Here is a 23,066-nt window from a genome sequence, read left to right as displayed (position 1 = left end):
CCTATTGCGCGGACCAAGATGATTAAATGAAAGAGATCTCGCCGCCCATCCTTCGAAATACGCGTCAGACCGGATGACGCGGCAGAAAAGATCCAGATATGCGCGAGAGATGAGATGGCTTCGAACGCAATTCAGGACGTGATCGAGAGCGCGTTGCGTCCTGCAGGCCTGAACAAGGACGGCAAACAGAGCGGCAACCGACCGCTAGTCACGTAGAAGCAGGAGATTGATAAGTATTTTTAAATGTCCGCGGCGCATTGCAAAGCACAATCTTGATCGCTTTCTGCTCATCCCAAATATTTAATTTGCCAGCCGCATTGATTAGGCGCAGGATAGGTCTTCAGTAGCTTTTTACCCGGGCGCTACTGCGTGGAGGCTGACGGTTCCCTTCGCCCCAAAATTAAGGAGGGCAGCATGTCTTCCAATCTCCACCTGTCTGTTCGGACTTCTGACATGGCTATATTGCAGGGCGTACTCGACAACGCAGGATACGATTGCACAAGTAGCCTCGAAGATCCCAAATGTTACAACATCGCCGTCAAATTGCTGTTCAAGCTTTACAATGATGGAATGACCTCGCCCGCCGCCCTTACTATCGAACTCAGCCGGCACTTTGGAAAAACACCACTGTCCTCGAAATCCTCCGCGGAGTTCGAAAAGAATCGCAAACTGATACAAGGAATCGGACCAGTCGTTGTGGTCAGTCGTCTACCGGCGCCTGAGCAGACTCGTTAAGTTACTTCTCGCAAACCTCATCCAGTCTCGGTCATCTTTCGACAGTCGCTTTTATCAAGCGCGCGATTTCCGACAGATTCCGCTCTCCAAAGAGACAGGCGGCACCTTTAGCGCATGCGGTTGGTGAGGAACGTAGGGAAGCGCACAATGATGACATCGTCCGACGCCGCCACGCTTCTCCAGGATGCAGCGGACCGGATCGCGGACATCCCGCGTTCTGATCTGCAGATTATGCTTCGGCGAGCGGCACTCCGGCTGCGCAATGCGACGACTGTTTCTATGGAAGACGATGTTGATGAAGTCTTGCGAGACCTCGCCGGCGAACTCGGGCAAACACGGGAAGACGTGATGAGATACATCATCAGGGAGTGGATGGTAAAGAACAGCTTCCTGTCCGGGCATGTGCTGGACGAGGATGGCGAGTTGGGCGGATCGGCATAACCTTGCCACGTCTGGGCTCGACATGGAATCGCGACAGAGTTTTAGACGCCCTTTACACTAACTTATCAGATGTGTCGCGTCGGCGGCATGAAACGATAATCCCTATAACTTCCTATTTGAACCGGCGTCCGCTTGGCCCCGAACACAAGGCTTTATCGTCGTTGCTTGCGGAACGAAGTTCCGGCGACCGACGCTACCAGAGCTTCACGTGCCGGTTGACGTCCTTGTAGAGCAGGTAGCGGAAGCGGCCGGGGCCGCCGGCGTAGCAGGCCTGCGGGCAGAAGGCGCGCAGCCACATGAAATCGCCGGCCTCGACCTCGACCCAATCCTGGTTCAGGCGATAGACGGCCTTGCCTTCCAGCACATAGAGCCCGTGCTCCATGACATGGGTTTCCATGAAGGGGATCACGGCGCCCGGTTCCAGCGTGACGATATTGACGTGCATGTCGTAGCGCACATCGGCCGGATCGATGAAGCGGGTCGTGCCCCAGCGGCCGTCGGTATCCGGCATGGCCCGGATCGGATGGTCGTCCTCATGGGTGATGATCGCCGGCGGCAGCTCCAGCCCTTCGACCTCCTGAAACGCCTTTCGAACCCAGTGGAAGATTGCTGCGGCCGAGCCGTCGTTCTTCAGGCGCCAGGCCGAACCGGCGGGAATATAGACGAAGGAACCGGCGCGCAGCGTATGGCTGACGCCTTCGAGCTCCACCGTCATGCCGCCTTCGACCACGAAGAGCACTGCCTCGGCGCGGCTGTCCGGCTCCGGCCGGTCGCTTCCGCCGCCCGGCTGAACTTCCATGATATATTGCGAGAAGGTTTCGGAAAAGCCGGAGAGCGGGCGGGAAAGAATCCATGCCCGCGTTCCCGTCCAATGCGGCAGGAGGCTCGTGACGATATCGCTCATGACGCCGCGGGGGATGACCGCGTAAGCCGTGGTGAAAACGGCTCTGCCGGAAAGCAACTGGGTCTGCGGCGGCAATCCGCCGAGCTTCGAAAAATACTCTGTCTTGTCCATTGATGCGGCTTTCCAGGCAGGTGTCTCTGCATCTGCTTTATGCGCCGCCGACCCGTTAGGCAACTCCCAACGGCTTTCGCTACCGGTCGGCCATCACCAGGTGGCCCGGCCCGACTTCACGATAGAAGCTGGCCGGCGGCTGATAGTCGACCGGGCGCATCGGGCTCTTGATCTCATCATTCGCCACCATGCGTTTTTCGTGGCGCCGGTCCGGATCGGGCACCGGCACGGCGGCGATGAGTTTTTTCGTATAGGGATGCTGCGGGTTTTCGAAGACGGCGGCGCGCGGGCCGATTTCGACGATTTCGCCGAGATACATCACCGCCACGCGGTGGCTAACGCGCTCGACCACGGCCATGTCGTGCGAGATGAACAGGAAGGCGAGGTTGAGGCTCTGCTGCAGGTCGAGCATCAGGTTGATGACCTGCGCCTTGATCGAAACATCGAGCGCCGACACGCTTTCGTCGGCAACGATCACCTTCGGCTGCAAAGCGAGTGCCCGGGCGATGCAGATGCGCTGGCGCTGGCCGCCGGAAAATTCATGCGGGTAACGCGAAGCCATGTCGGGAGAGAGGCCGACCTTGACCAGCAGGTCCGCCACGACCTCCCTTGCCTGCTTCGAATTGCCCATCCGGTGCTCGAGATAGGGCTCGGCGATCGCCGTCCCCACTGTCATGCGCGGATTGAGACTGGCGAACGGATCCTGGAAGATCATCTGCACGGATTTGCGCATTTCGCGCAGATCCTTCCTGTCGAGGCCGAGCACCTCCCTGCCCTCGACGAGAACGGAGCCCGCCTGCGGCTCGATGAGACGCATGATGGCGCGACCGGTCGTCGATTTGCCGCAGCCGGATTCACCGACGAGCGACAGCGTCTCGCCGGCGTGCAGATCGAAGGAGACGTTTTCGACAGCATGCACGCGGCTGGTCAGCCGGCCGAACAGGCCGGAATGAATGTCGAAACGCTTGGTCAGGTTCCTCACCTGCAAGACCGGCGTTGCGGCGACGGTATCGGCAGCCTCGGCCGGCGTGTTCGATTCTCCCGTCGCGGTATTGACCACCGGAAAACGCAGCGGCCGCTGCCGGCCCTGCATCGAGCCGAGCACCGGCACGGCCGAGAGCAGCGCCCTGGTGTAAGGATGTCTGCCGCGGTGGAAGATATCGGCGGTAGGCCCGCTCTCGACCTGTTCGCCGCGATACATCACCACTGTCCTGTCGGCGATCTCGGCGACGACGCCCATATCATGGGTGATGAAGAGAACGGAGGTCCCCTCCTCTTCCTGCAGCATCTTGATGAGATCGAGGATCTGGCCCTGGATCGTCACGTCGAGCGCCGTCGTCGGCTCGTCGGCGATCAGGAGCTTCGGCCGGCTGGCGAGCGCCATGGCGATCATCACCCGCTGGCGCATGCCGCCGGAAAAGCGATGCGGATATTCGTCGAAGCGCGAGGCGGCCGAGGGGATGCGGACTTTTTCCAGCAGCCTAATCGTCTCGGCTTTGGTATCGGCGCGGCTCATAGCGGAATGGCAGAGCAGCGCTTCGGAAATCTGATCGCCGATGGTGAACAGCGGATTGAGCGAGGTCATCGGCTCCTGGAAGATCATCGCCACCTGGTTGCCGCGCACCTGCCGCATGGCCTGTTCCGGCAGGGCCAGCAGGTCGCGCCCGCCGAGCATGACCCGGCCCTCGACACGGCTTGTGTCGGCCTGCAGCAGCCGCATGATCGAGAGCGAGGTGACGCTTTTGCCCGAACCGGATTCGCCGACGATCGCCACGGTCTCGCCAGGTGCGACGGTGAAGGAGATGTCGCGCACAACAGGTTTCCACCCGCCGTCCACCAGAAAGGACGTCGTCAGCCCCTCGACGGAAAGAACGGGGGTGGCTGTCTCGATCGATTTCGCCTGGACGCTGCCCATGTCGGTTCCTTCTACGTTCAATCCGGCCAGCGCAGCACGCCGTCGAAGCGGTGCTTGCTGCGGTTTTCGATCGGCGTTGCGATGATCTCGTTGGAGGCGCGCGCCTTGTCGAGTTCCTCGGCCAGGCGGTTTGCGACGATGCCCTCCTGCCCCGGATGCAGGTTGCATGGGTCGAGGTAGAAATAGCGGTGCTCCACCTCATGGTCGCGGACGATGATCGGCGGGCTGCCCTTCGCCAGCGCATCGGCGAGATCCCAGGCGGTGATATGGGCCTCTCCGGCATCGACGATCAGGCGCAGCCGCTCAAGCGGATTGTTGGTCGGATCGGGCTCGATCAGCGCAGTGACGCCGGGACGGCCATCGAGCGTGCGTTTCCACAGGTTGAGATAGCCGGTTTCGCGCTCGCGGATGCCGGCATGATCGCGCCTTTCCCAGGCTTCGAGCGCGGCCATGACGCCGAAGATGCTTTCCTTGCCGACCTTCATGCCGCGGCCGATGCCCATATTCTGCAGGAAGGCATGGCGCACCAGCTCCTTGCGGCCGGCGACGATGCCGGAGGTCGGGCCGCCGAGGAATTTGTGGCCGGAATAGAGGGCGATATCGGCCCCCTGCTCCAGGAAGATCCGGAGATCATATTCCGAGGCGGCATCGACGATCACCGGCACACCTCTGGCATGAGCGATCTCGACGAATTCCTTGAGGTTCAGCAGGCCGTAATCGACGACATGGTGGGAGACGACATAGACGGCGGCGGCGGTCTTTTCGGTGATCGCCTTTTCCATGTGGAAGCGATGCGTCGAGGTTGCCTGGCCGATCAATACGACCTTGCCGCCGGCAAGCCGGATCGCCTGATCGACTGGCGCGCCATAGCTGACCACATGGCCCATCTGCACCAGCACCTCGTTCTTCTCGGGCACGACATCCGGCAGCTTTTCGATCGCCAGCAGATTGTCGCCTGACATGGCGCCGGCGACCGCCAGCGAAATGCCGGCCGAGCAGGAGGCGGTGACGAAGCCCGCCTCGCCGCCGGTCAGGCGGGCGATGACGGCGCTTGCCTTGCGCTGCAGGTCGTTGATCTCGACGAAATGCGGCAGGATCGATGCCATCGCCTCGATCGCCTCCGGCACGACGATCGAGGCGCCGAGGCTGGTCATCGTGCCGGATACGTTGATGACGGGGCGAAGGCCGAGTGAAGGTCTGATATCAGTGGGCATGAAGGTCTCCAGAAGTCTCAGTCGAGGAACTGGCCGGTCGGCGCTGCTCCGAATATGAAAGCTCTCGTCAGCCATTCAAGGCGACGATCGCCTCAATTTCGACGGTGATGTTGCCGGGCAGCGAGCCGAAGCCGACGGCCGAGCGGGCATGTTCGCCGGCCGCGCCGAAGACGGCAATCAGCAGATCCGAGCAGCCGTTGATGACACTCGGATGATCCTCGAACTCAGGCACGGCATTGACCATGCCGAGAAGCTTGACCACCCGCTTGACGCGGGAGAGATCGCCGAGCGCATCATGCATGACGGCGAGCAGATTGATGCCGGTCAGCCGTGCATGCCGGTAAGCCTCATCGACACCGACATTGGCGCCGACTTTGCCGGCGTGCAGGAAGCCGTCGGCCTCGCGCGGCCCCTGGCCGGAGAGGTAGAGCATATTGCCCTCCACCACATGCGTCACGAAATTGGCGATCGGCGGCGGCGGCGGCGGCAGCTTGATGCCGAGGGCGGCTAACCGTTGGTAAGGCGAATTCTCGACCTTGCCGGCGGCGGTTGGAAACTGATTCACGCAAACTCCTGTCATGCGAATTTTGGATTGGCGAATTTTGATTTGGATTGGCCGATTTAGGTCGGCGGATTAAAGGTCCTTGCGAAGTCTTGGGTCGAGCATATCCCTGAGGCCGTCGCCGACCATCTGCAGCGACAGCACCGAGAGGATGATGGCGACACCGGGAAACAGCGTCATCCAGTCGGCCTGGCCGATATATTGGCGGCCGGCGGCGATCATCGTTCCCCAGGTCGGAATTTCCGGGCTGACGCCGAGGCCGAGGAAAGACAGACCGGCTTCGGCCAACATGGCGCTGGCGAAGAGGAAGGTGGCCTGCACCAGGATCGGCGACAGCAGATTGCGCAGCACGTGCCGGGTCATGATATGGAAGGTCGAAATGCCGAGCGCCCTTGCCGCCTCGACATAGGGCAGCTCGCGAATGACCAGCGTCGAGGCGCGGACGATGCGGGCCAGGCGCGGGGAATAGACGATCGACAGCGCGATGATCACAGTGGTCAAGGACGGGCCGAGCGCGGCGACGAGGGCGATCGCCAGCAGAATATCCGGGAAGGCCATCATCGCGTCGATCAGCCGGGCGATCGGCGTATCGAGCCTCTGGAAGAAGCCGGCAAGCAGGCCGAGGGTGACGCCGATCACCGCCGACAGGCTGACGACCGCCGCGCCGACGAGCAGCGACAGGCGGCCGGCAAAGATCGTCCGCGAGAAGACATCGCGGCCGAATTCGTCGGTGCCGAAGAAGAAGGTGCCGCTCGGCGGCTTCAGCCGGTTGACGATCGAGAGTTTGGAGGGTGAATAGGGCGCGACCATAGGCGCGAAGACCGCCAGCAGCACGAAGATCGCCAGGATCAACAGGCCGAAGGCCACCGTCTTGCGCTTCAGCAGGCGGCGGATGAATTTGCTGCCTTCGCTCTCGGCTGATTTGATTGCGATATCGGCCATCAGTAGCGCACCCTCGGATCGACCAGCAGATAGAGCATGTCGATCGCAAAATTGATCAGCACGTAGAGCGCGGCGATGACCAGCAGCGCCCCCTGGATGACGGGATAATCGCGGCGCAGCACCGCCGAGACGACGAGATTGCCGACGCCCGGCAGGCCGAAGACCGTTTCGGTGACGACGGCGCCCGATATCAGCACCGCCGCCGTCAGGCCGAGCACCGTGAGGATAGGGATCAGCGCATTCTTCAGCGCGTGCTTCAAGATGACCTTGCGCTCGACCAGCCCCTTGGCGCGCGCCGTGCGGATATAATCGTCGCCGAGCACATCGAGCATCGAGGCGCGGGTGAAACGCAGGATCAGCGCCGAGGAGACGATGCCGAGCGCGAAGGCCGGCAGCGTCAGATGATACATCCGGTCAAAGAAGGTCGAGCCGGGGCCGCCATAACCCGAGACCGGGAAGAGGTTGAGCCGGACGGCGAAGAATTGCATCAGGATGAGGCCGAGCCAGAAGCTTGGGATGCTGGCGGCAAACATGGCCAGCGTCGTTGCCGCCTGGTCGACGAAGGAGCCGCGCCGATAGGCGGCATAGATGCCGATCGGCAGCGCGATGATGCTGGCGATGGCAAGCGAAAACAGCGTCAGGAAAAAGGTCGGCTCGGCCCGATCGAGCAGCGCCGACGTCACCGGCATGTTGAGGAAGATCGACTGGCCGAGATCGCCCCGCAGCAGTTGGCCGATATAATAGACATATTGCAGGCCGAGCGACTGATCGAGGCCGAGCCGGGTTCGGAGATCGGCAACATCCTGCGGCGTCGCATCCGGCCCGAGCATGACGGCGGCCGGATCACCCGGCGTCACCCGCACGATGACGAAGACGATCGTCACGACGAGAAACATCACGACGATCATGCCGAACAGGCGCTGGAGGATGTAGCGGATCATGAATGCTGGCCTTCAAGCCTTTGCGGATGCGGCAGAAAAGAAGACCGGCACCGGCCGCGAGGGACCGGCGCCGGCGGTGGTGCTTACTTCTTGATCGAAGCGTTCCAGAAATACGGCCACGGAGCCGGATCGACGCCGTCGAGCTTGACCGATTTCGCCGAGACCGCGTTGAAATCGCCGATCTTCATGAAAGGCGCGTCTGTATAGACGGCTTTCTGGACATCGGCCCAGAGTGCCACGCGCTTTTTCGGGTCGACCTCGGAGGTGAAGGCATCGACGGCAGCCTTGCGGGCCGGCGTATCCCACCAGCCGGGCGAGCTGGTCGAGAGCGAGCCGATCAGCGCCGGCTCCGGCAGGAAGGGGCTGTGGGTGATGTAGATATCCCAGAGCTTCGGATCGGTGCGGCGCTGGGTCAGCGTCGCCCAGTCCACGACCTGCATATCGACGGTGAAGCCGGCAAGCTTTAAATATTCGGCGGCGACCTGCGCCATCTTGTAATGGAATTCATACTGGCGGCTGGTCAGGATCCGGATCGGCTCGCCGTTGTATCCGGCCTTCTTGGCGGCAGCCGCCGCCCCTTCCGGATCGGCGACATTATAGGCTCCCTCGACGCCGGCATCCGTCGACCAGGAAAAGGTCTTCGGATAGATCGAGCCATCGAGCGCATAGAAATCCGTGCCGCCGAAAGCCGCGGCCAGCATGTCTTCCATGCTGAGCGCCTGGCGGATCGCCTTGCGAACCTCGACATTCCCGGCAACACCCTCCTTCGTGTTGAAGACGAAGACCGGGTAGCCGAAGGGCTTCAACATGACCGGCTGCGAGGCGGTAGAGGCCTTCAGCTTGTCGTAGGATTCGACCGCGATCGAGTCGACATAATCATACTGGCCGGAGATGGCGGCCTCGACGCGGGTGTTCGGGTCCGGCACCGGCACGAAGCGGATTTCATCGAGATATTGATGGCGGGCGCCGCCATAACCATTGCTGTCGCCTTCGCGGGACTTGTAGCCGTCGAAGCGGACGAGCTGGATATACTGGTCGGCCTTGCGCTCCTTCAGCATATAGGGGCCGGTGCCGATGAACTCCTTCATCGGTTCGTCCTGCTTTTCCGACGGGATGATGATCGCCGCCGAATTGTTGAAGGCGAGCAGCGAGGTCAGCGGCGCATAGGGCTGCTTCAGCGTGATGGTCACTGTCGAGGCATCAGCGGCGGTGATCTTGTCGATGAAGCCGGCCACCTGCTTGCCGCGCGAGGCGATCTTCATCCAGCGGTTCAGCGAGGCGACGACATCCTCCGAGGTCATGTCGCTATTGTCGTGGAACTTGATGCCGGTCCGGAGCTTGATCGTATAGGTTTTCCCGTCAGCGCTGATCTCGGGCAGGCTTTCGGCCAGAAGCGGCGTGACATTCCAGCTCTTGTCGAAAGTGTAGAGCGTTTCGAAAATATGCTGGGTGACGATGCCGACGAGATCGGCCGTCGACGACATCGGATCAAGCGTCGGCGGCTCGCCGATCGTCGCAACATTGATGACGCCGCCTTTTTCCTGGGCAAGCAGGGTCGAAGGCAGGGCGACGAGCGCAGTGCCGAGCAGGAATGCGACAAGCGTTTTCATATGAGAGCTCCCGGTTAAGTTCCACAATTATGTAATTCATCTTTTTACAACAGAATAAGAGATGAAGTGGTGGTGTCAAGCGGAAGCCGTGGATTATGTCGTGGGACGAGGTCGCAGCGGCAAACAGCGCCGAACCGCATGTGCGGCTAGCCGCCTGCCCGAAGCTCGCGCATTATGCGGGCGTGAAGAATCGGCAGCGCCACGGCTTCAATAAAGCGAGGATAGAATGAACATCGACTTCAACGACGGAAAATGGCTGAACGAACCGGCAAGCTGGCAGGCCGACGCAACCGGCCTGACGCTGACAACAGGCGAGAAAACCGATTTCTGGCGGGAAACCTATTACGGCTTCACCCGCGACAGCGGCCATTTCCTCGCCTTCCCCACCGCCGAGAGCTTCACCGCCCAGATCCGCATCCAGGGCGAATTTCGCACCCTCTACGACCAGGCCGGCCTGATGGTGCGCCTCGACGAAAAGCGTTGGGTCAAAACCGGCGTCGAATTCACTGACGGCGAAGCCTTCCTCAGCACCGTCGTCACCGACGGCAGGTCCGATTGGTCGGTCTCACAGCCGTTCAAGGAGCTCGAAGACTTCCACATCCGCGTCACCCTGGCGGCCGGCGCCCTGCGCATCCAGGCTTCGCACGACGGGAGCTTCTGGCCGCTCTTGCGGCTAGCGCCCTTCCCAATCGCCGACAGATACCAGGTCGGGCCCACCGCCTGTACGCCGGAGCGGAGTGGATTAACGGTGCGGTTTTCGGAATTTTCGATCGGGCCGGCGATTACGACGGATCTGCATGATTTGAGTTGAGGAACGCTGTGACGCATTCAAGCGCCTCATGCCGACTGCACCACCTGGAACAGGAGACACAGCCATCCTCACTCGGGCATGTCGTATTCTCGACGGCAATATACAAACCCAGACAATGCGTCCAAATCTTTGAAAAGCCGCGTTGCGTAGGAACATTCCGTATCGATACGTTCGATCAGTTCCGGTCCGGCAGAGGCGAAAACGTTTGTGGATAATACTTCCGCGCTTTCGATATCAAACTCAGTTGGCTCACGCTCAAGGTAATATCTTATGAGAAGAGCCTTTTCATCGAATTCGACGGCGATGGCCCTAATCGCTGGGTAAATCTCTCCCAGTAGATTTCGCCAGATATTGAGGACAAGCCAGTTTGGAAGTTTGTTCACTGTTGTCGCCCTTGCACTGAGCTCACGAATTCGAATGCCTGAGGAAGTGCCATGTATCCTCCTCCAGGTTCATTTCCTCGGCTAGCTCCCGAATGGTGATCAGTTCCCCTGGAGCCGGCACCACGTCATGCTCGTGCAATTGCGTGCATAGATTTTCCAATGCGACTGCGCACTCATTGTGCTTCGCAAGGGATATGTATTCGCCGATATATTCCTCGGGCAGGCGTCCGGTGAAATCACCTATGAGCTTGATGAGCTGCTTCTCAACTTCCATACGCACCTCACGGGGCTTGAGCGATAAATCTATGAAATAATCCGAGCAACTCACCTATCCATGAGGAATTCGGCATTGCACGAAACACAAACCGTTTACCGGCTGTCCACCCACTCAACTTTCATCCGGTAACGAGTATCTCGGCTTTTTTGAACCGCCTGCTCCATCAATATTGGAGTGCAGCGCGCGTGGGAGCTACAGCGGTAAAGCGTGCGTCGCTGAAATCATACAGGCGCTGAAAGGCATCTTCGCGCTTGTCGGCATAATATCGGAATTGGCTTTTCGACAATCGGTAGATGCAACCACCCCGGGCGAACACAAGGTCGCCGCCGTCCCAATCCGCCCAATCGCTCTCAGGGAGATCGATGAGCAGGGTTCCGTCGCGATCAATCACGCGATAATCGAGGCCGTACCACGCCTTTTGCCTACGACCGATCGCGTGGAGGATCATCTGGAGCCGCCGACCGTTAGGACCGACCTTTTCCTCAACGTGTGGCTGGCTAAAGCGAAAAATCGCAGGCGCATTCAAACCGCAGTACTGCTCTTCACCGATCTCTACCACTCGCCAACCATCGCGCTCGCGCAGGAGGCCATTGATGGGTTCGTCCTCACCGCGGCCTGGCCGGTTCCCGCACGGCTTGACATGCATTCCCGGCTTTAGCCGAAATCCATCGGCGAGTTTGAAGCTGGCCTCCCACTCGGGGGAATGATTCAAAAGCAGTGTTTCCTCATCCTCGAAAATGCCGCCGCCGCCCCAGGCATCCCCTTTCGGCCAAAGGGCCAACGCCGTAAAGAATGGCGGCTTTGATATTGCTGTCCAGCTTCCGTAGGGCGCGCGATTTGTCGCTGCGAAATACACCAGCAGTCGGCCGGACGGGGAAAGATCGCAGCGTCGTTCGTAAATGCGTCCCTTGAACCATTGCCCATGTTCAAAAGTATCGTTGCTCAGGTCTCAACGAATTAGCTGCACCTGTCTGCTCGGTCCGCGACGGAATATAACACCCGTTCTCGCTCCCCGCGCGAGGATCGCATATAGCCGCGTTGCGGCCAGTTTGTTCCTCCGAGGACCTTCGCCTGAGGCGGGGTTGCATTCTTCGATGGTCAATTAGACCGCTTCCTTGAGCTGGAGGTGTTTTTCCCGATCTGCCCTCGATGGGCAGGACTCCAATTCGTTCCAGGAGGAAATTCGGTGGCCCGCTTCCCTCACAAGGGCGGTAGCTAGATTCGTCCCACGCTTGCAATGTACTCCGCGGCAGCACGAGCAGCGACCTCAGCTGCTGAACCAACTGAAACCTGTCGCGAGAAGCTCAACTTACCAAAACTTCGGACAAGCCGCGAAAGCATCCCCCAGGCTGCGAAGAAACGGCCCATCCAGATCGCTTTTCAAGTGCGCTTCAAGGCGTATCGTTCCTTGTGAAATGATCGGCTCCTGTACTCGAATTGTGATTTCAAAGCATATTGCAGTTCGTTCGATGACAAAACTGAAGTACTCGCTCATGTCCGAAAGATTGAGGATTGCCGGCTCTTTCGATGAAAGGCCGGTCGTAAATTCGGTCCACATGTCTGTATCGAACCAAGCATCTGTCGCGAGGTAGGAAAAACATCCGGTGGAATGTTTTATATCCAACCGGACACTCCAACGCGTTGAGCGTTGATCGTTTGGATCCAGCTCTAAAAAGGCCATCTCTAAGGAAACGTTTTCACATTCAAAAATTATATCAGTCATGGGATATACAAAGCGTGCTTGATCACAGGGAGGAGGTCAAACATATTGTCGCGTGGTTCGACAATTCGGCAGATGCCTCATACATCGTCCACTCTGCCTAGCCGTTTGAGAAATTGGTAACAGCCCAGAAGTCTTCCGCGGTGCTTCTAACCCAATAGCGATGCGATGTCGGGATCATATGCTCAAAATCGCCTTCAGCCGCCCACCAACCATCAAGCACGACCGTTTCGTAAGAACGACCATGCACCATATGCATAAATATTTTGCGGTCGTAGTTAATGTAGAACTTCGGCAGCTTCGAAAACAGCCGTATCCGAAGCTGAACCAGTTCTTCTCGCATCGGCGTGTTGAATGAAAGCTCCGTCTCTATCTCCCTGGACAACTCAGCGTACTGGCCCTCGTCTTCCGAGAAGAACTCCCGGCGCAGCAAGTCGGCTGAGACAACCTTGGCGGTTTCACCATCCCTATATTGTGGAAAGAGATCCGCGGTGAGCTGCGGAATACCGTTGCGAAATTCACTCTGCAGTTTCTTGCTCCACTGTTGGACTGTTAGACCAGCGGGCATAAATCTGCGATACCGTTGCTCAGTACACATGGCATCAATGTTTTTCTGTTGATCAAGGGTGAAGTGATCAACCCAATCAATCAGCCAAATAGTTTCACCTCGATAGATGACAAACCCTATAGATTGCTCCCTTGAATCCAGAGATTTGCGTAATTCGGGATCAATTTCTGCCAAATTCATTGAAGAACTCGCTCTGAGTAAGAACACGGCCATTTGACGAACCACTGACCATAAGCTCTGAATATGCCCGGTTTAACTCAATGGAAGTTCCCGGCGTGTTGGTGTCGGTAAGCTTTACACCAGCACCCGAATTTCCTTGTTGGGGCACCAGATCATCCATGATCTTATTGTGAGTCACCCGATCCACCTCGAACACTACGACAGATCCGTCAGAGCGCTTATTGCTCAGGGAATAGGCCGCATGATCGGAATTGTCGATGCTAACACAAATTGAACCCGTACATCCCGGCGAAATTGACACCGACCCATCCGCATTCACCATCAACGCATTCCTGCTCGTCGCGCTACCTGAGCCGCCGCCCTGTACCCTAAAATATGGAACTCCGTCTGGAACGTCGGGTACACTATTTAGCGCAATAGCGGCCCGCTGTGCGGTGGCAACATCGCCATAGAACGCATTACCTGGTCCGGCGATGACGATATTGCCTTGAGCATCCTGAACATAGACGAAGCCGCTTGGCAGACCGACAACATCTTTTCCAACGGCACCCGCGCTGAGGGGTTGATAACCCTCCGGCACCGTAACCCTGGTCCCGTCGGAAGCCGTGATGATACGCGTCCGTCCTTTGCGTTGCGCTGTCGGCAAGGATCTGACCGACTGAGTTGCGTTCCGCAACCGTCAAACGCTCCGGATACCTTAATTCAAAGACCGCCTTGCCGCCTGCAGTGAAGCCGGCGACGAGAGCGCCCACGTCTATGGCGCTTTGCATCGCGAGCGCATCGTCGCCCGATAGCCCGCCTGCCAGCAACAACTGCACAAGACCCGGCTCGGTAATCACACCGGTGAGGGATTGCTCGATGTCACCATAGAGATGGCTGCCTGACGATACGGTTCCCAGCCCACCGGCGACCAGGGGCAAAAGAGTACCATCGGACAGGACGATCATCACCCCGGCGCCAATCAAGCCGGCCCCATCGACGACGGCCCGCAACTCGCCCAGGTCTTTAGTGGACTGAACGACGCTTTTGATAATGTTTCGTCTTGCCTGCTCCGGTGCGATATCCCCCGCCAGCACAGCGGTGAATTGCTCGGCAACCGCGTGGTCGAGTCGGAGGCCACTATCCACTGCCTCGTAATATCGCGCCATGGTTGGCGTTGGATCCGTGCCGGCGGAAGGGCCGCGGGGATTGTTCTGCATCCAGTTAAGTTCTGCATCGACAGTTGCATTGAACTCTTCCAGATCTTTCATCATCGATTCGCAGGTCGGCGTTACTCCTTTGCTGCATTCCGCTATCAGGTTCCTGGTGTTTGTCGCGGATTCCTGAACGAAATCGTCAACCTGTGATTTTAGCGATGCGTATTCTGCGCAGTTGGTGAAGACGCCTTTGCACGCTGCGAGCGCCTTACCGATTTCGATGGCTTTGGCCAGACGTTCGTGGGTCAAATAGTTGTATTGATACTCCGCAACACCGTAGGCGGCAGCATCTCCGCCGCCGATGGCTCCGGTGATTCCCGCCATGAGGCTTGCGCCGATCAATTTGGCAAGCGCGTCGCCTGCTTCCGTTCCCTCATATTTACTGCCTTTCAGCCTGTTGCCGGCAATGAAGGTGCTTCTGCCGAGCCCTTCGCCGACGAGCTGGCGCAACTGCGTGTCGATCAGCTGGTTCTCGAAATAGGCATCGCCCAGGAAAGGAATGGTGGTGTCCGGCTGATAGCCGATGCGGTCCATGAAATAGTTGGAGCCGTAGAATTTGCTGACATCGAGGAAGTCGGCGCGGGTCTCGAACAGGAAGGTCTGGCCCGGTATGTTGCCGCCGACGCCGCCCGATTGCGGATTGGCACGCTGAAGAGGGCGCCGCCGGCGGTCAGGCCGGAGAGCGCCGACAACGGATCGCCGGGATTGCTCGGCGCCGCGACGCTGGCGCCGCCGGCCATCGAGCCGGCCGCCGACGTGTTGTTGACGCTGCCGAAATTGACGGAGAGCGCCCCGTGAGCCTTGATGTTGGCCGATACGCCGCCGATCGCCTGGACGGAGCTGACGATCGTCGTGCCTTTGGCGATATTCTTCGAGGGATTGGCATTGCCGTTGGCATCATCGGCCGTGCAGGGGCCCCTGTTACACTGCCTGTTGGGAGGTCATCATCTGGCGCTGGACAGATCACCCAAAAAAGTCCAGCACATTCAGATGTGCGCCTTGATCCGCTTACACAGGAACTCGAAAAAATTAACTGAATATATAACTTCTTCTCCTGACGGGAGCCTCATATATATTGGGCATTCGGTGTCTGATCTGTTCAAATAATAAAAAAAGAACACCTCCCCGTAGTCAGTTTCGCTAACGGAAATCTTGTTATCGTCCAACAAGCCGTTCTTTCGACTCATAATATATTGATAAACTATATCTCCACCGTTTGCCGTTTCAAAATCTATTCCGTATATGCTATATATCTCCTCCCCACCTATCTCCCCTCCGCCATACTTTTTTAGAAACCACTTATATGAAGTACTTAGAGGAAACTTCAATCGATGCTCCGCGCGCCGGATCCAATCGTCACTTACTGCATCCGCTTCACTGCCGAAGCTTACGATCCCTGCGTAAGCGGCCACTAATTCTTCTACTTGTTCGGAAGTCACATTATTCATACTCAATGCCCATACGTTGTTGCGCGACTTTCCCAATAAGCGGCCTTCCAGATATCAAAGGCAGCTCGGTCAATTCCTGAAGGAATTGTATTGGGGTTGATATGAATAACAGAGCTATTACTTTGATGGAATGATTGCGTGACTTCAGCGATTGGGCCGCTTTGCGTCTGGGTGATATGGTGCAGGTTTACTGACTTCCCATCTGTGCCGATAGGCGCTCGTCCCGAAGCCATTCGCTCGATGTTTGTACCAGTGATGACCTTTCCACCTTCTCTCCAGCTTGTTAACAAGTCTGGATCAAACAGGTCATTTCGTTGATAGACCTTATTTCCCTGAAACTGGATTGGCTCCTGTGCCCAGAACCTCCGTTCCTGACCAAAAGACTCGCTTAGGGCTTTTTCAGCGGTAACCGCTTCCTTAAGGATGCGGACGTCATCTGCCACTAGCCGTCCGCTAGCGCCCGCCGCCGCTAACTTGGCATAGGCGACGGCCGTCAGACCATCGCTGAGATCAGCGAGAATACTTCCAAGTAGTTTGCAATTAGGTCCCGGACTACGTTCGCAAAATGCGACTGCGGTGAGGTCGGTGCCAGCTTCTACCTCAGCCAGTGCCTGCGAGAAAAATAACCCTTCCTGTCGTTGATTAATTCGGCTCGCCGTATCAAGTGAGTACTCCGCAATTTCGGTAACATAGTCATTCTCAAGCAGATACTCTTTAGCTTCCTGAATCAGCTTTATGTGGATTTCGACGCAAGCAATTGTGCGACAATCGGCCAAGGCTTGGTCTTGTATATCATCGATCGCCTTATATTTTTGTGCCACCTTGCTGATACATGCCTGGTTTTGATCGCACTCGATCATCTCCTCAAGCTGCTTCTCCAACTGACGATGCGTCAGGTAATTGTATTTGAACGCATTCCCAGCATAGGCGGCGCCCTCTCCACCGCTGACGGTCGCGGCAAGGCCCTGCACCAGGCTGGCGCTGATCATATTGATCAGTTGTTCGCCCTGAGCGGTGCCCGCAAGCGAGGTGCCGTTGACGATCTCGGCGACGAGATCGCGGATATGCGGGCCGAGCAGCGAGGAAGTGGCTCCCCCAAGCGCACCCCTAATCATACCGGAGACATCCGTAACGCCACCGAGCAGGCCGCCGGCCAGTGCGTGCAATGCCGCTCGGCCGGGACCGCCTTCAGCCCAGAAGGCCCGTTCCTCGTCGGTGGTCGCCGCCTGCTCCCGCTTAAACGCAAAGTCGCCGATGAACTTGGCGGCCTTGGCAGCGGCATCCTGATAAAGCTCCTGCGTCTTCAACTGCTCACGCAGAATATCCTGCAGTTCGGGAATGCCCGGCAGCGACGTGTTGGTGTTGCTAGTGTCACGGCGCAGATCGTCAAGGCTCTGCGTCTGATGGGCGGGGTCGGTGATGACGATCTGGCCCGGCGAGACGGCGGACATCGCCTCACCTGTCGCACTTTCGCCGTCGTGCATGGGCGGAGCAAGGAGCGGTCCAGTGAGAGTCAGCCCGCCACTGTAGCTGTCGGCCTTCCATTTCGAATGGGTGTCGAGGTCGTTGAACTCCAGCGTGCCGGTTTCAAGCGAGTTCTGCGTTGCCGGCGCCTGAGAGGCGATCAATCCACCCGTCAACGCAGTCTTGTTACCAACGGTGATATCAAAGCCGCCGGGCCCGGCATGGATGCCGGACTGTTCAGAGACGATCGCGGCACTGCCGGTGGCTTTTTGGAAGGAGCCGTTCAGACCTGGAGCGGAACTGCCGCCAAAGCTGCCGCTGATGCCGAACTGGTTGGCCTTTTGGGATGTTGTGTCGAGCTGGCTTTCGATGATCAAGTCGTGGCCAACATCGGCCATGACGCTCTCGCCGCTTACGACGGCACCTTCCAGTTTAGTATCATTGCCGGACTTAATGAATACGTCGCCGGCGCCGAGGACATGGCTGTTGACCTGTGTAACTGTGGAACCGTTGGACGAGCCCTTGCCATAGTTGAAGCTGAGACCGGGATTGACCAGGTCGAACTGAACGCCGCCGGAACTGTTCTTGGTGGAGTTGTTGCTGGTCGCCTGGGCGCTTTCCAGGACGACATCCCGGCCGGCGATAAGCGCAATATCGCCGGCCTTGCCGTTCGGCGTGCCGTCGGCATTATAACCAGCGGCGATCTGTGCACCATGGCTCAACAGATTCCCCGATATCGCCTCGATTGTGACGGAATTGCCGCCGCTGATCGCGGTGGAAACCGGGTCCGTGCTGGAGCCTTTCTCACTGCTCTTGCTGTATTGGAAGCCGGCCGTGAGCGAGGCGGAGGCGAACACGCTCGACTGCCCGTTCTGGAATTTCGCGAACTCTTTGGCGGCGTCCTGATTGGTCAGAGCATCGAGCACGGAGTAGGCTTCGATGCCGGCAATCGCCACATGGGCAATCGATCGGCTGGCGCTGCCATCTCCCACCTTCGAGGCGGCTTGCACCGCGTTGCTTGCCGCGGAAACGAGACCCGAAGAAACTGACAGCGTAACGCCGGCGAAGAACTGCTCGTGCACGCTCTCGTAATTCGACTTGTCTTCGGCGCTCAGCAGATTGACATCACGTTCAGCGGTGATCGCCACGTTGCGGTCGGCCGAGACGTCGGCGGCCTGGAGGTTGGCGTCGCGGCCGGCCTTGATCGTCAGGTCGTTGCCGGCGGAAAGGGTGGCCATCGCGTTGGTCTGTGAGCCTTGTTTCGTCGTGTCGGATACCGACGACACACCGATGCCGACGGAGAAGCCGCCGCTGCTTGAGCCGAAGGAAATGCCGAAGCCGGATCGTTTTTCTTTCTCCTCCGACGATTCGCTTTCGGCGCCCGGGGTGATATTAGCGTCGCGGGCGGCGTCGAGCGTGATATTGTTGTCGGCGTAGATCTGCGAGCCGAGAATGTTGACATCGGTCTCGCGGGACTTCAGCGCCACGTCCGTTCCCGCGGAGAGTACTGATGCCACATTCAGCTCGGAGGCCTGCTTTCCGCTTTTCTGCTCCCTGCCCCAAAGCGATATGAAGCCGTCGCCAGAGCCGACGAAGAGGCCGGATTTCTTGCGGCTGATCTCAAGCTCATGCTGCTCGGCCGCGCCGATGACCGAGACACTGTCGCCCACCACGTTGATCGACCCATCGGCATCAGCCTTCGAGCCGGCAATCACGGCCGCACCGCCGGCATCCAGGCTGATGTTGCCGGATGCGCCGAGTTCAGAGGCGACGGTCGTTTCGTCGTAGCTCTTGTAGGTGGAGCTCCCTTTGGAGAGGAAACCACTGCGCGAGCCCTTGTCGTCCTTGGCGCTGGTGTCCTTGCCGGAGGCGATGACAAGGTCGCCGCCGGTGGTGATGTTCAGGTTTGCCGTGCTGGTCTCATTGCCGGCCTCGATCTGCGAGGCGGAGATGACCGTGTCCTTGCCGGATTCAATGTCGACGCCAGCACCGCCTGAGATGGCGGAGCCGACGGCCGTCGTCGTTTCCAGATGCGTGGTCGTCTTCTCGCTCGTGCCGAGGAAACCGCCCTTGGTGCTGAGCTTGGTGTCGAGGGTCGCGGTGTCGGTGGCTTCGGCGATCGTGACGTCGCCATCGGCCTTGAGACCGACCTTGCCGTCGGCGGCAAGCTTGCTGCCGACAATGTTGAGGTCGTGATCGCCGCTGCCGTTGCCCGCTTTCACCGAGAGATCGCCGCCAGCCGATATCTCCGAGCCGACATGGGTGATCGACGAGGCGGACTTCTTGCCGAAGGTGGATGCCGATTGCTCCTGCGCGGCGGTGATATTGATATCGTCGCCGGCGCTCAGCGCGACATTGCCCCCGCCCTTGACGGAGGAGCCGGAGAGCAGGATGTCGTCGCCGGCCTTGATCGTCGCGTTCGTGCCTGATGAAAGCTGAGATTGCTGCTGGTCGGTGGAAAGCGTCCTGGTGTAGCCGGACTGGTTGTTGCGGGCGACATCGGTCGAGACCACGGCCACCGAGCCGTTGTCGGCGGTCACATCAAGCGTCGTTCCCGCCTTGGCGGAACTGCCGATAACGTTGACATTGTCGGTTGCCTTGATCGTCAGGGCTCCGCCGCTGGCGATCTGGGTACCGGTGGCATTCTGCTGACCACCGTTATCGACCTTGGCGGCTGCGAGCGTGACATTGGTGCCGGAGAGCTCGGCGGAACCGCCGGCGTTCACCTTGACGCCCTGAAGGGCGAGATCGCCGCTGCCGCCGGCAAGCGTCAGATTGCCGGTGGCTGCCACGCCGGCATTGGTGTTGACCATGTTCTGGCCGCCGATCGTCATGGTCTGGGCGGCGAGCGTGATGCCGTTGGTGGCATTGAGCACCGTGTCGCCACGCGACAGGAACGTTCCGCTGCCCTGAATGGTCTTGCCGGTGACGGTAAGGCCGCCGGCGGAGGCGATCAGGCCGGCATTGGCGAGATTGTCGACATCCATGTCGACCGAGCCGCCCGCCATGACGGCGCCGGCGCCGGTGAGCTTCTGCCGGTCGGCGGCGGCAACATAAACGACAGGCGCGAGCACCTGCACGCCATCGATTGTCTGCCACTGGTAGAGAACGATCGACTCGGTGAGAGCTGCCGCCTGCGCCGGCGTGAGACCCTGACCGACGGCCAGGTGGTGATCGTTGGCATAGTCGGCACCGTTGTCGAGCAGTGTCTTCATCTGCTCGATCGCGCTGTTGCCGGCAATGAAGGTGCTTCTGCCGAGGCCTTCGCCGACGAGCTGGCGCAACTGCGTGTCGATCAGTTGGTTCTCGAAGTAGGCGTCTCCCAGTGACCTTGCCCCCAAGTTTTATCCAGTTTTGCGTTCGCTCCAGCGTTTTTTGGTTGCTGTTGTTGGTTCGGTAGCGGCGGGTTGCGGTGCGGAGCCATTTCGGCTGCGCAGCACCACATCACGTCGCGGGTTGAGTGTCTGAGCGAATTCGGCCGGTGTCAGCCAGCCAAGGCCTGAATGCGGGCGTTGATCGTTGTAATCGCTACGCCAGTTTGAAAGCGCAGACCGGGCGTGAGCAAGCGACGAGAACAGAGTTTCATTCAATAACTCGTCTCGCAGCCGCCCGTTGAAGCTTTCGATAAAAGCGTTCTGGATAGGCTTACCAGGCGCAATGTAATGCCAGTCAACCTTGGTCCGGTCCGCCCATTGCAGGATCGCGTTGCTGGTGAACTCGCTGCCGTTGTCGCTGACGATCATCCTCGGCTTGCCGCGCTCCTCGATAATCCGGTCAAGCTCCCGTGCGACGCGAAGACCGGAAAGCGATGTATCGGCGACGAGCGCCAGGCACTCCCTCGTGCAATCATCGACGACGGTCAGAATCCGCAGCCTGCGCCCATCGGTGAACTGATCCGACACGAAGTCTAGCGACCAACGGTCATTGGCCACCATCGGCACCAGCATCGGCGCTCGCGTGCCTATCGCTCGCTTGCGACCGCCGCGCTTGCGCACCGTCAGTTTCTCCTCCCGATAGAGCCGGAAGAGCCTCTTGTGGTTCACGAGGTGACCCTCCCGCCTCAGCAGCACATGAATGCGTCGATATCCAAAGCGGCGGCGTTCATGCGCCAACGCCTTCATTCGCTCGCGAAGCTCATGATCATCGTCGCGCCTGGTCTCGTAACGAATCGTCATTCGGCAAAAACCAATGGCTTTACACGCCCGCCGTTCGCTCATCTCATGATGGCTCATCAGATGCGCGACAGCTTTCCGCTTGGCCGCGGGCGTCACCACTTCTTTCCCAAAAGGTCTTTCAAAGCGGCATTGTCGAGCATGGCATCCGCCAGAAGCCGCTTCAGCTTCGTGTTCTCGTCCTCCAGCGTCTTCAGCCGCTTGGCTTCGGATACCTCCATGCCGCCGAATTTGGCCTTCCATTTATAGATGCTGGCATCGCTGACGCCGTGCTTGCGGCAAAGCTCCGAGACCGGCGTGCCAGCCTCGTGCTCCTTCAGAATGCCGATGATCTGTTCGTCTGTGAAACGATTGCGCTTCATTCCCTGGTCCTCTCAATGGGCCAGAGCTTACTTCAAAATGGATTATGTCAACGGGGCAAGGTCACCAGGAACGGAACCGTGGTGTTCGGCTGATAGCCGATGCGGTCCATGAAATAGCCGGAGCCATAGAACTTGCTGACATCGAGGAAGTCGCCGCGGGTTTCGAACAGGAAGGTCTGCCCCGGGATCCGCTTGCCGAAACCGCCCGACTGCGGATTGGTCGAGGCGACAAGGGTGGTGCCGAGGCCCGAGTTGACGTTGAAGAGGGCGCCGCCGGCCGTCAGGCCGGTGAGCGCTGACAACGGATCACCGGGATTGCTTGCGGCCGCGACGCCGACGCCGCCGGCCATCGAGCCGGCCGCCGACGTATTATTGACGCTGGCGAAATTCACGGAGAGCGCGCCGCCGGCCTTGATGTTGGCCGATACGCCGCCGATCTCTTAATGACGGCGAAGATCCGCACAAGCTCACTGCGCTCGACAGAAACTTTATTTAATCGAGCTCGGTGGCTGTCGCCCTTCTAATCCTTCCATCAGCGCGATCTGGGACGATCATCCCAAGGAACAAAAACAGGATTGGGATCCATATCGCCAGCCTGAAAAGTCGGCACAAGCTCACCAACCTTGTTCGGGATATTTACGACGTTCGCCCTGATAAGCCGCTTGATTTCATCCCGATACTGCAAGGCTCTTTTCTCTCGCGCCTCTTTTTCCGCGTCCGACTTCGCTGGTTGAGATTTGGTGTGCTGTAGCCGTCTTTGAAAGTATGGCCTTCCAACTCTTTCGTTTTGAATATGCATGGACCCGCCATGCATGATAGGCTCACCTGACTCCTCATCCATTTCATCTAGAATATCTAGAATATCTTGCGTAGCCAATACTATGACCCTGCATCCGCGCGAATGCGCTAGAAAGAAATTTAAAATATGCCCAGCCTTTCTGTGATAGTCTTCCCAATCTTCCGACTGATCGCAGTAAGGAATTCCGTCGAAAAACCTATGTTCTTCCATGATGCCGATTTCCGGAACGGCGGGATGGGTCCTTTGTTTACCGACAGCCATCATGTCCCCGGTATCAAGATTTAAGAGCATGTAATCAACAGACATTTTGA

23 protein-coding genes and 1 pseudogene are annotated in these 23,066 nt (G+C 58.7%); 5 read left to right on the top strand and 19 right to left on the bottom strand.

Annotated features, from left to right (window positions below; translation table 11 throughout):
- Positions 1–414: 414 nt before the first annotated feature.
- Entirely contained in the window at positions 415–735 is a 321-nt protein-coding gene (locus tag QMO80_RS25015; RefSeq protein WP_283201034.1) for a hypothetical protein, read from the top strand.
- Between the two features lie 150 nt (positions 736–885).
- On the top strand, positions 886–1,176 hold the full coding sequence (locus tag QMO80_RS25010; protein WP_097629070.1) for a ribbon-helix-helix protein, CopG family: 291 nt from the start codon (positions 886–888) through the stop codon (positions 1,174–1,176).
- A 193-nt stretch (positions 1,177–1,369) separates the two neighbouring features.
- Here the strand turns inward: QMO80_RS25010 and QMO80_RS25005 are convergent, their stop codons facing one another.
- The 7 genes from QMO80_RS25005 to QMO80_RS24975 form a co-directional block, all read right to left on the bottom strand.
- Entirely contained in the window at positions 1,370–2,191 is an 822-nt protein-coding gene (locus QMO80_RS25005; RefSeq protein WP_283201033.1) for a bifunctional allantoicase/(S)-ureidoglycine aminohydrolase, read from the bottom strand.
- A 79-nt stretch (positions 2,192–2,270) separates the two neighbouring features.
- On the bottom strand, positions 2,271–4,106 hold the full coding sequence (locus QMO80_RS25000; RefSeq protein ID WP_283201032.1) for an ABC transporter ATP-binding protein: 1,836 nt from the start codon (positions 4,104–4,106) through the stop codon (positions 2,271–2,273).
- Between the two features lie 17 nt (positions 4,107–4,123).
- Positions 4,124–5,320, bottom strand: coding sequence for an aminotransferase class V-fold PLP-dependent enzyme (locus QMO80_RS24995; protein ID WP_283201031.1), 1,197 nt, complete (start codon positions 5,318–5,320; stop codon positions 4,124–4,126).
- Positions 5,321–5,387: 67 nt separating this feature from the next.
- Positions 5,388–5,900 (bottom strand): RidA family protein, encoded by a 513-nt coding sequence (locus QMO80_RS24990; RefSeq protein WP_283201030.1) that lies wholly within the window; start codon positions 5,898–5,900, stop codon positions 5,388–5,390.
- Between the two features lie 54 nt (positions 5,901–5,954).
- Positions 5,955–6,824: an ABC transporter permease gene (locus QMO80_RS24985; protein ID WP_283201029.1), complete on the bottom strand. Its 870-nt coding sequence runs from the start codon at positions 6,822–6,824 to the stop codon at positions 5,955–5,957.
- A complete protein-coding gene (locus tag QMO80_RS24980) occupies positions 6,824–7,765 on the bottom strand; it encodes an ABC transporter permease (protein WP_064819917.1) in 942 nt (313 codons plus the stop codon). The genes QMO80_RS24985 and QMO80_RS24980 overlap by 1 nt, the downstream gene beginning before the upstream one ends.
- A gap of 83 nt (positions 7,766–7,848) precedes the next feature.
- Complete coding sequence (locus tag QMO80_RS24975) at positions 7,849–9,375, bottom strand: ABC transporter substrate-binding protein (protein ID WP_283201028.1); 1,527 nt, start codon at positions 9,373–9,375, stop codon at positions 7,849–7,851.
- A gap of 226 nt (positions 9,376–9,601) precedes the next feature.
- Here QMO80_RS24975 and QMO80_RS24970 point away from each other — a divergent pair, with 226 nt between their 5' ends.
- Positions 9,602–10,186, top strand: coding sequence for a DUF1349 domain-containing protein (locus QMO80_RS24970; RefSeq protein ID WP_283201027.1), 585 nt, complete (start codon positions 9,602–9,604; stop codon positions 10,184–10,186).
- 68 nt (positions 10,187–10,254) lie between these two features.
- Here the strand turns inward: QMO80_RS24970 and QMO80_RS24965 are convergent, their stop codons facing one another.
- From QMO80_RS24965 to QMO80_RS24935, 7 genes are all read right to left on the bottom strand, one after another.
- Positions 10,255–10,569: a colicin gene (locus QMO80_RS24965; protein WP_097588476.1), complete on the bottom strand. Its 315-nt coding sequence runs from the start codon at positions 10,567–10,569 to the stop codon at positions 10,255–10,257.
- Positions 10,570–10,591: 22 nt separating this feature from the next.
- Entirely contained in the window at positions 10,592–10,843 is a 252-nt protein-coding gene (locus tag QMO80_RS24960; RefSeq protein ID WP_283201026.1) for a MafI family immunity protein, read from the bottom strand.
- Positions 10,844–11,009: 166 nt separating this feature from the next.
- Entirely contained in the window at positions 11,010–11,702 is a 693-nt protein-coding gene (locus QMO80_RS24955; RefSeq protein ID WP_283201025.1) for a hypothetical protein, read from the bottom strand.
- Between the two features lie 453 nt (positions 11,703–12,155).
- Positions 12,156–12,569, bottom strand: coding sequence for a hypothetical protein (locus QMO80_RS24950; protein ID WP_283201024.1), 414 nt, complete (start codon positions 12,567–12,569; stop codon positions 12,156–12,158).
- Between the two features lie 97 nt (positions 12,570–12,666).
- Positions 12,667–13,314, bottom strand: a complete 648-nt coding sequence (locus tag QMO80_RS24945; protein WP_283201023.1) for a hypothetical protein — start codon at positions 13,312–13,314, stop codon at positions 12,667–12,669.
- Positions 13,295–13,636: a hypothetical protein gene (locus QMO80_RS24940; RefSeq protein WP_283201022.1), complete on the bottom strand. Its 342-nt coding sequence runs from the start codon at positions 13,634–13,636 to the stop codon at positions 13,295–13,297. The genes QMO80_RS24945 and QMO80_RS24940 overlap by 20 nt, the downstream gene beginning before the upstream one ends.
- Positions 13,637–13,772: 136 nt before the next feature.
- Positions 13,773–15,044 carry a hypothetical protein gene (locus QMO80_RS24935; RefSeq protein WP_283201021.1) on the bottom strand — a complete coding sequence of 424 codons (1,272 nt, stop codon included), beginning with the start codon at positions 15,042–15,044 and terminating at the stop codon, positions 13,773–13,775.
- Positions 15,045–15,143: 99 nt separating this feature from the next.
- Between QMO80_RS24935 and QMO80_RS24930 the strand changes: the two genes are divergently transcribed.
- Both QMO80_RS24930 and QMO80_RS24925 read left to right on the top strand, forming a co-directional pair.
- On the top strand, positions 15,144–15,308 hold the full coding sequence (locus QMO80_RS24930) for a hypothetical protein (RefSeq protein ID WP_283201020.1): 165 nt from the start codon (positions 15,144–15,146) through the stop codon (positions 15,306–15,308).
- Positions 15,305–15,547: a hypothetical protein gene (locus QMO80_RS24925; protein WP_283201239.1), complete on the top strand. Its 243-nt coding sequence runs from the start codon at positions 15,305–15,307 to the stop codon at positions 15,545–15,547. The genes QMO80_RS24930 and QMO80_RS24925 overlap by 4 nt, the downstream gene beginning before the upstream one ends.
- Here QMO80_RS24925 and QMO80_RS24920 read toward each other — a convergent pair.
- From QMO80_RS24920 to QMO80_RS24900, 5 genes and pseudogenes are all read right to left on the bottom strand, one after another.
- Positions 15,497–15,958, bottom strand: coding sequence for an SMI1/KNR4 family protein (locus QMO80_RS24920; protein WP_283201019.1), 462 nt, complete (start codon positions 15,956–15,958; stop codon positions 15,497–15,499). The two genes, QMO80_RS24925 and QMO80_RS24920, sit on opposite strands and share 51 nt — an antisense overlap.
- 2 nt (positions 15,959–15,960) lie before the next feature.
- Positions 15,961–20,748: pseudogene (locus QMO80_RS24915) on the bottom strand (hemagglutinin repeat-containing protein); the annotation flags it as partial.
- An 18-nt stretch (positions 20,749–20,766) separates the two neighbouring features.
- Positions 20,767–21,956 (bottom strand): IS3 family transposase gene (locus QMO80_RS24910; RefSeq protein WP_283201018.1). Its coding sequence is split into 2 segments (ribosomal slippage): positions 20,767–21,707 and positions 21,707–21,956, totalling 1,191 coding nucleotides; the frame shifts between segments, so codons are not numbered across the junction.
- Positions 21,957–22,003: 47 nt separating this feature from the next.
- Positions 22,004–22,348, bottom strand: a complete 345-nt coding sequence (locus QMO80_RS24905; RefSeq protein WP_283201017.1) for a hypothetical protein — start codon at positions 22,346–22,348, stop codon at positions 22,004–22,006.
- A gap of 140 nt (positions 22,349–22,488) precedes the next feature.
- Positions 22,489–23,061 (bottom strand): hypothetical protein, encoded by a 573-nt coding sequence (locus QMO80_RS24900; protein WP_283201016.1) that lies wholly within the window; start codon positions 23,059–23,061, stop codon positions 22,489–22,491.
- Positions 23,062–23,066: the final 5 nt, after the last annotated feature.

Source organism: Rhizobium sp. BT03 (genome assembly GCF_030053155.1).
In the GTDB taxonomy this organism is placed as follows: Bacteria; Pseudomonadota; Alphaproteobacteria; order Rhizobiales; family Rhizobiaceae; genus Rhizobium.
Note: the sequence above shows the minus strand (reverse complement) of the source record. Positions and strands in the feature narration are given on the sequence as shown.

Coding starts and splice junctions, on each gene's coding strand:
- QMO80_RS25015 (WP_283201034.1), top strand. CDS start 415: ATGTCTTCCAATCTCCACCTGTCTGTTCGGACTTCTGACATGGCTATA.
- QMO80_RS25010 (WP_097629070.1), top strand. CDS start 886: ATGACATCGTCCGACGCCGCCACGCTTCTCCAGGATGCAGCGGACCGG.
- QMO80_RS25005 (WP_283201033.1), bottom strand. CDS start 2,191: ATGGACAAGACAGAGTATTTTTCGAAGCTCGGCGGATTGCCGCCGCAG.
- QMO80_RS25000 (WP_283201032.1), bottom strand. CDS start 4,106: ATGGGCAGCGTCCAGGCGAAATCGATCGAGACAGCCACCCCCGTTCTT.
- QMO80_RS24995 (WP_283201031.1), bottom strand. CDS start 5,320: ATGCCCACTGATATCAGACCTTCACTCGGCCTTCGCCCCGTCATCAAC.
- QMO80_RS24990 (WP_283201030.1), bottom strand. CDS start 5,900: ATGACAGGAGTTTGCGTGAATCAGTTTCCAACCGCCGCCGGCAAGGTC.
- QMO80_RS24985 (WP_283201029.1), bottom strand. CDS start 6,824: ATGGCCGATATCGCAATCAAATCAGCCGAGAGCGAAGGCAGCAAATTC.
- QMO80_RS24980 (WP_064819917.1), bottom strand. CDS start 7,765: ATGATCCGCTACATCCTCCAGCGCCTGTTCGGCATGATCGTCGTGATG.
- QMO80_RS24975 (WP_283201028.1), bottom strand. CDS start 9,375: ATGAAAACGCTTGTCGCATTCCTGCTCGGCACTGCGCTCGTCGCCCTG.
- QMO80_RS24970 (WP_283201027.1), top strand. CDS start 9,602: ATGAACATCGACTTCAACGACGGAAAATGGCTGAACGAACCGGCAAGC.
- QMO80_RS24960 (WP_283201026.1), bottom strand. CDS start 10,843: ATGGAAGTTGAGAAGCAGCTCATCAAGCTCATAGGTGATTTCACCGGA.
- QMO80_RS24950 (WP_283201024.1), bottom strand. CDS start 12,569: ATGACTGATATAATTTTTGAATGTGAAAACGTTTCCTTAGAGATGGCC.
- QMO80_RS24945 (WP_283201023.1), bottom strand. CDS start 13,314: ATGAATTTGGCAGAAATTGATCCCGAATTACGCAAATCTCTGGATTCA.
- QMO80_RS24940 (WP_283201022.1), bottom strand. CDS start 13,636: ATGGTGAATGCGGATGGGTCGGTGTCAATTTCGCCGGGATGTACGGGT.
- QMO80_RS24935 (WP_283201021.1), bottom strand. CDS start 15,044: ATGGACCGCATCGGCTATCAGCCGGACACCACCATTCCTTTCCTGGGC.
- QMO80_RS24920 (WP_283201019.1), bottom strand. CDS start 15,958: ATGAATAATGTGACTTCCGAACAAGTAGAAGAATTAGTGGCCGCTTAC.
- QMO80_RS24900 (WP_283201016.1), bottom strand. CDS start 23,061: ATGTCTGTTGATTACATGCTCTTAAATCTTGATACCGGGGACATGATG.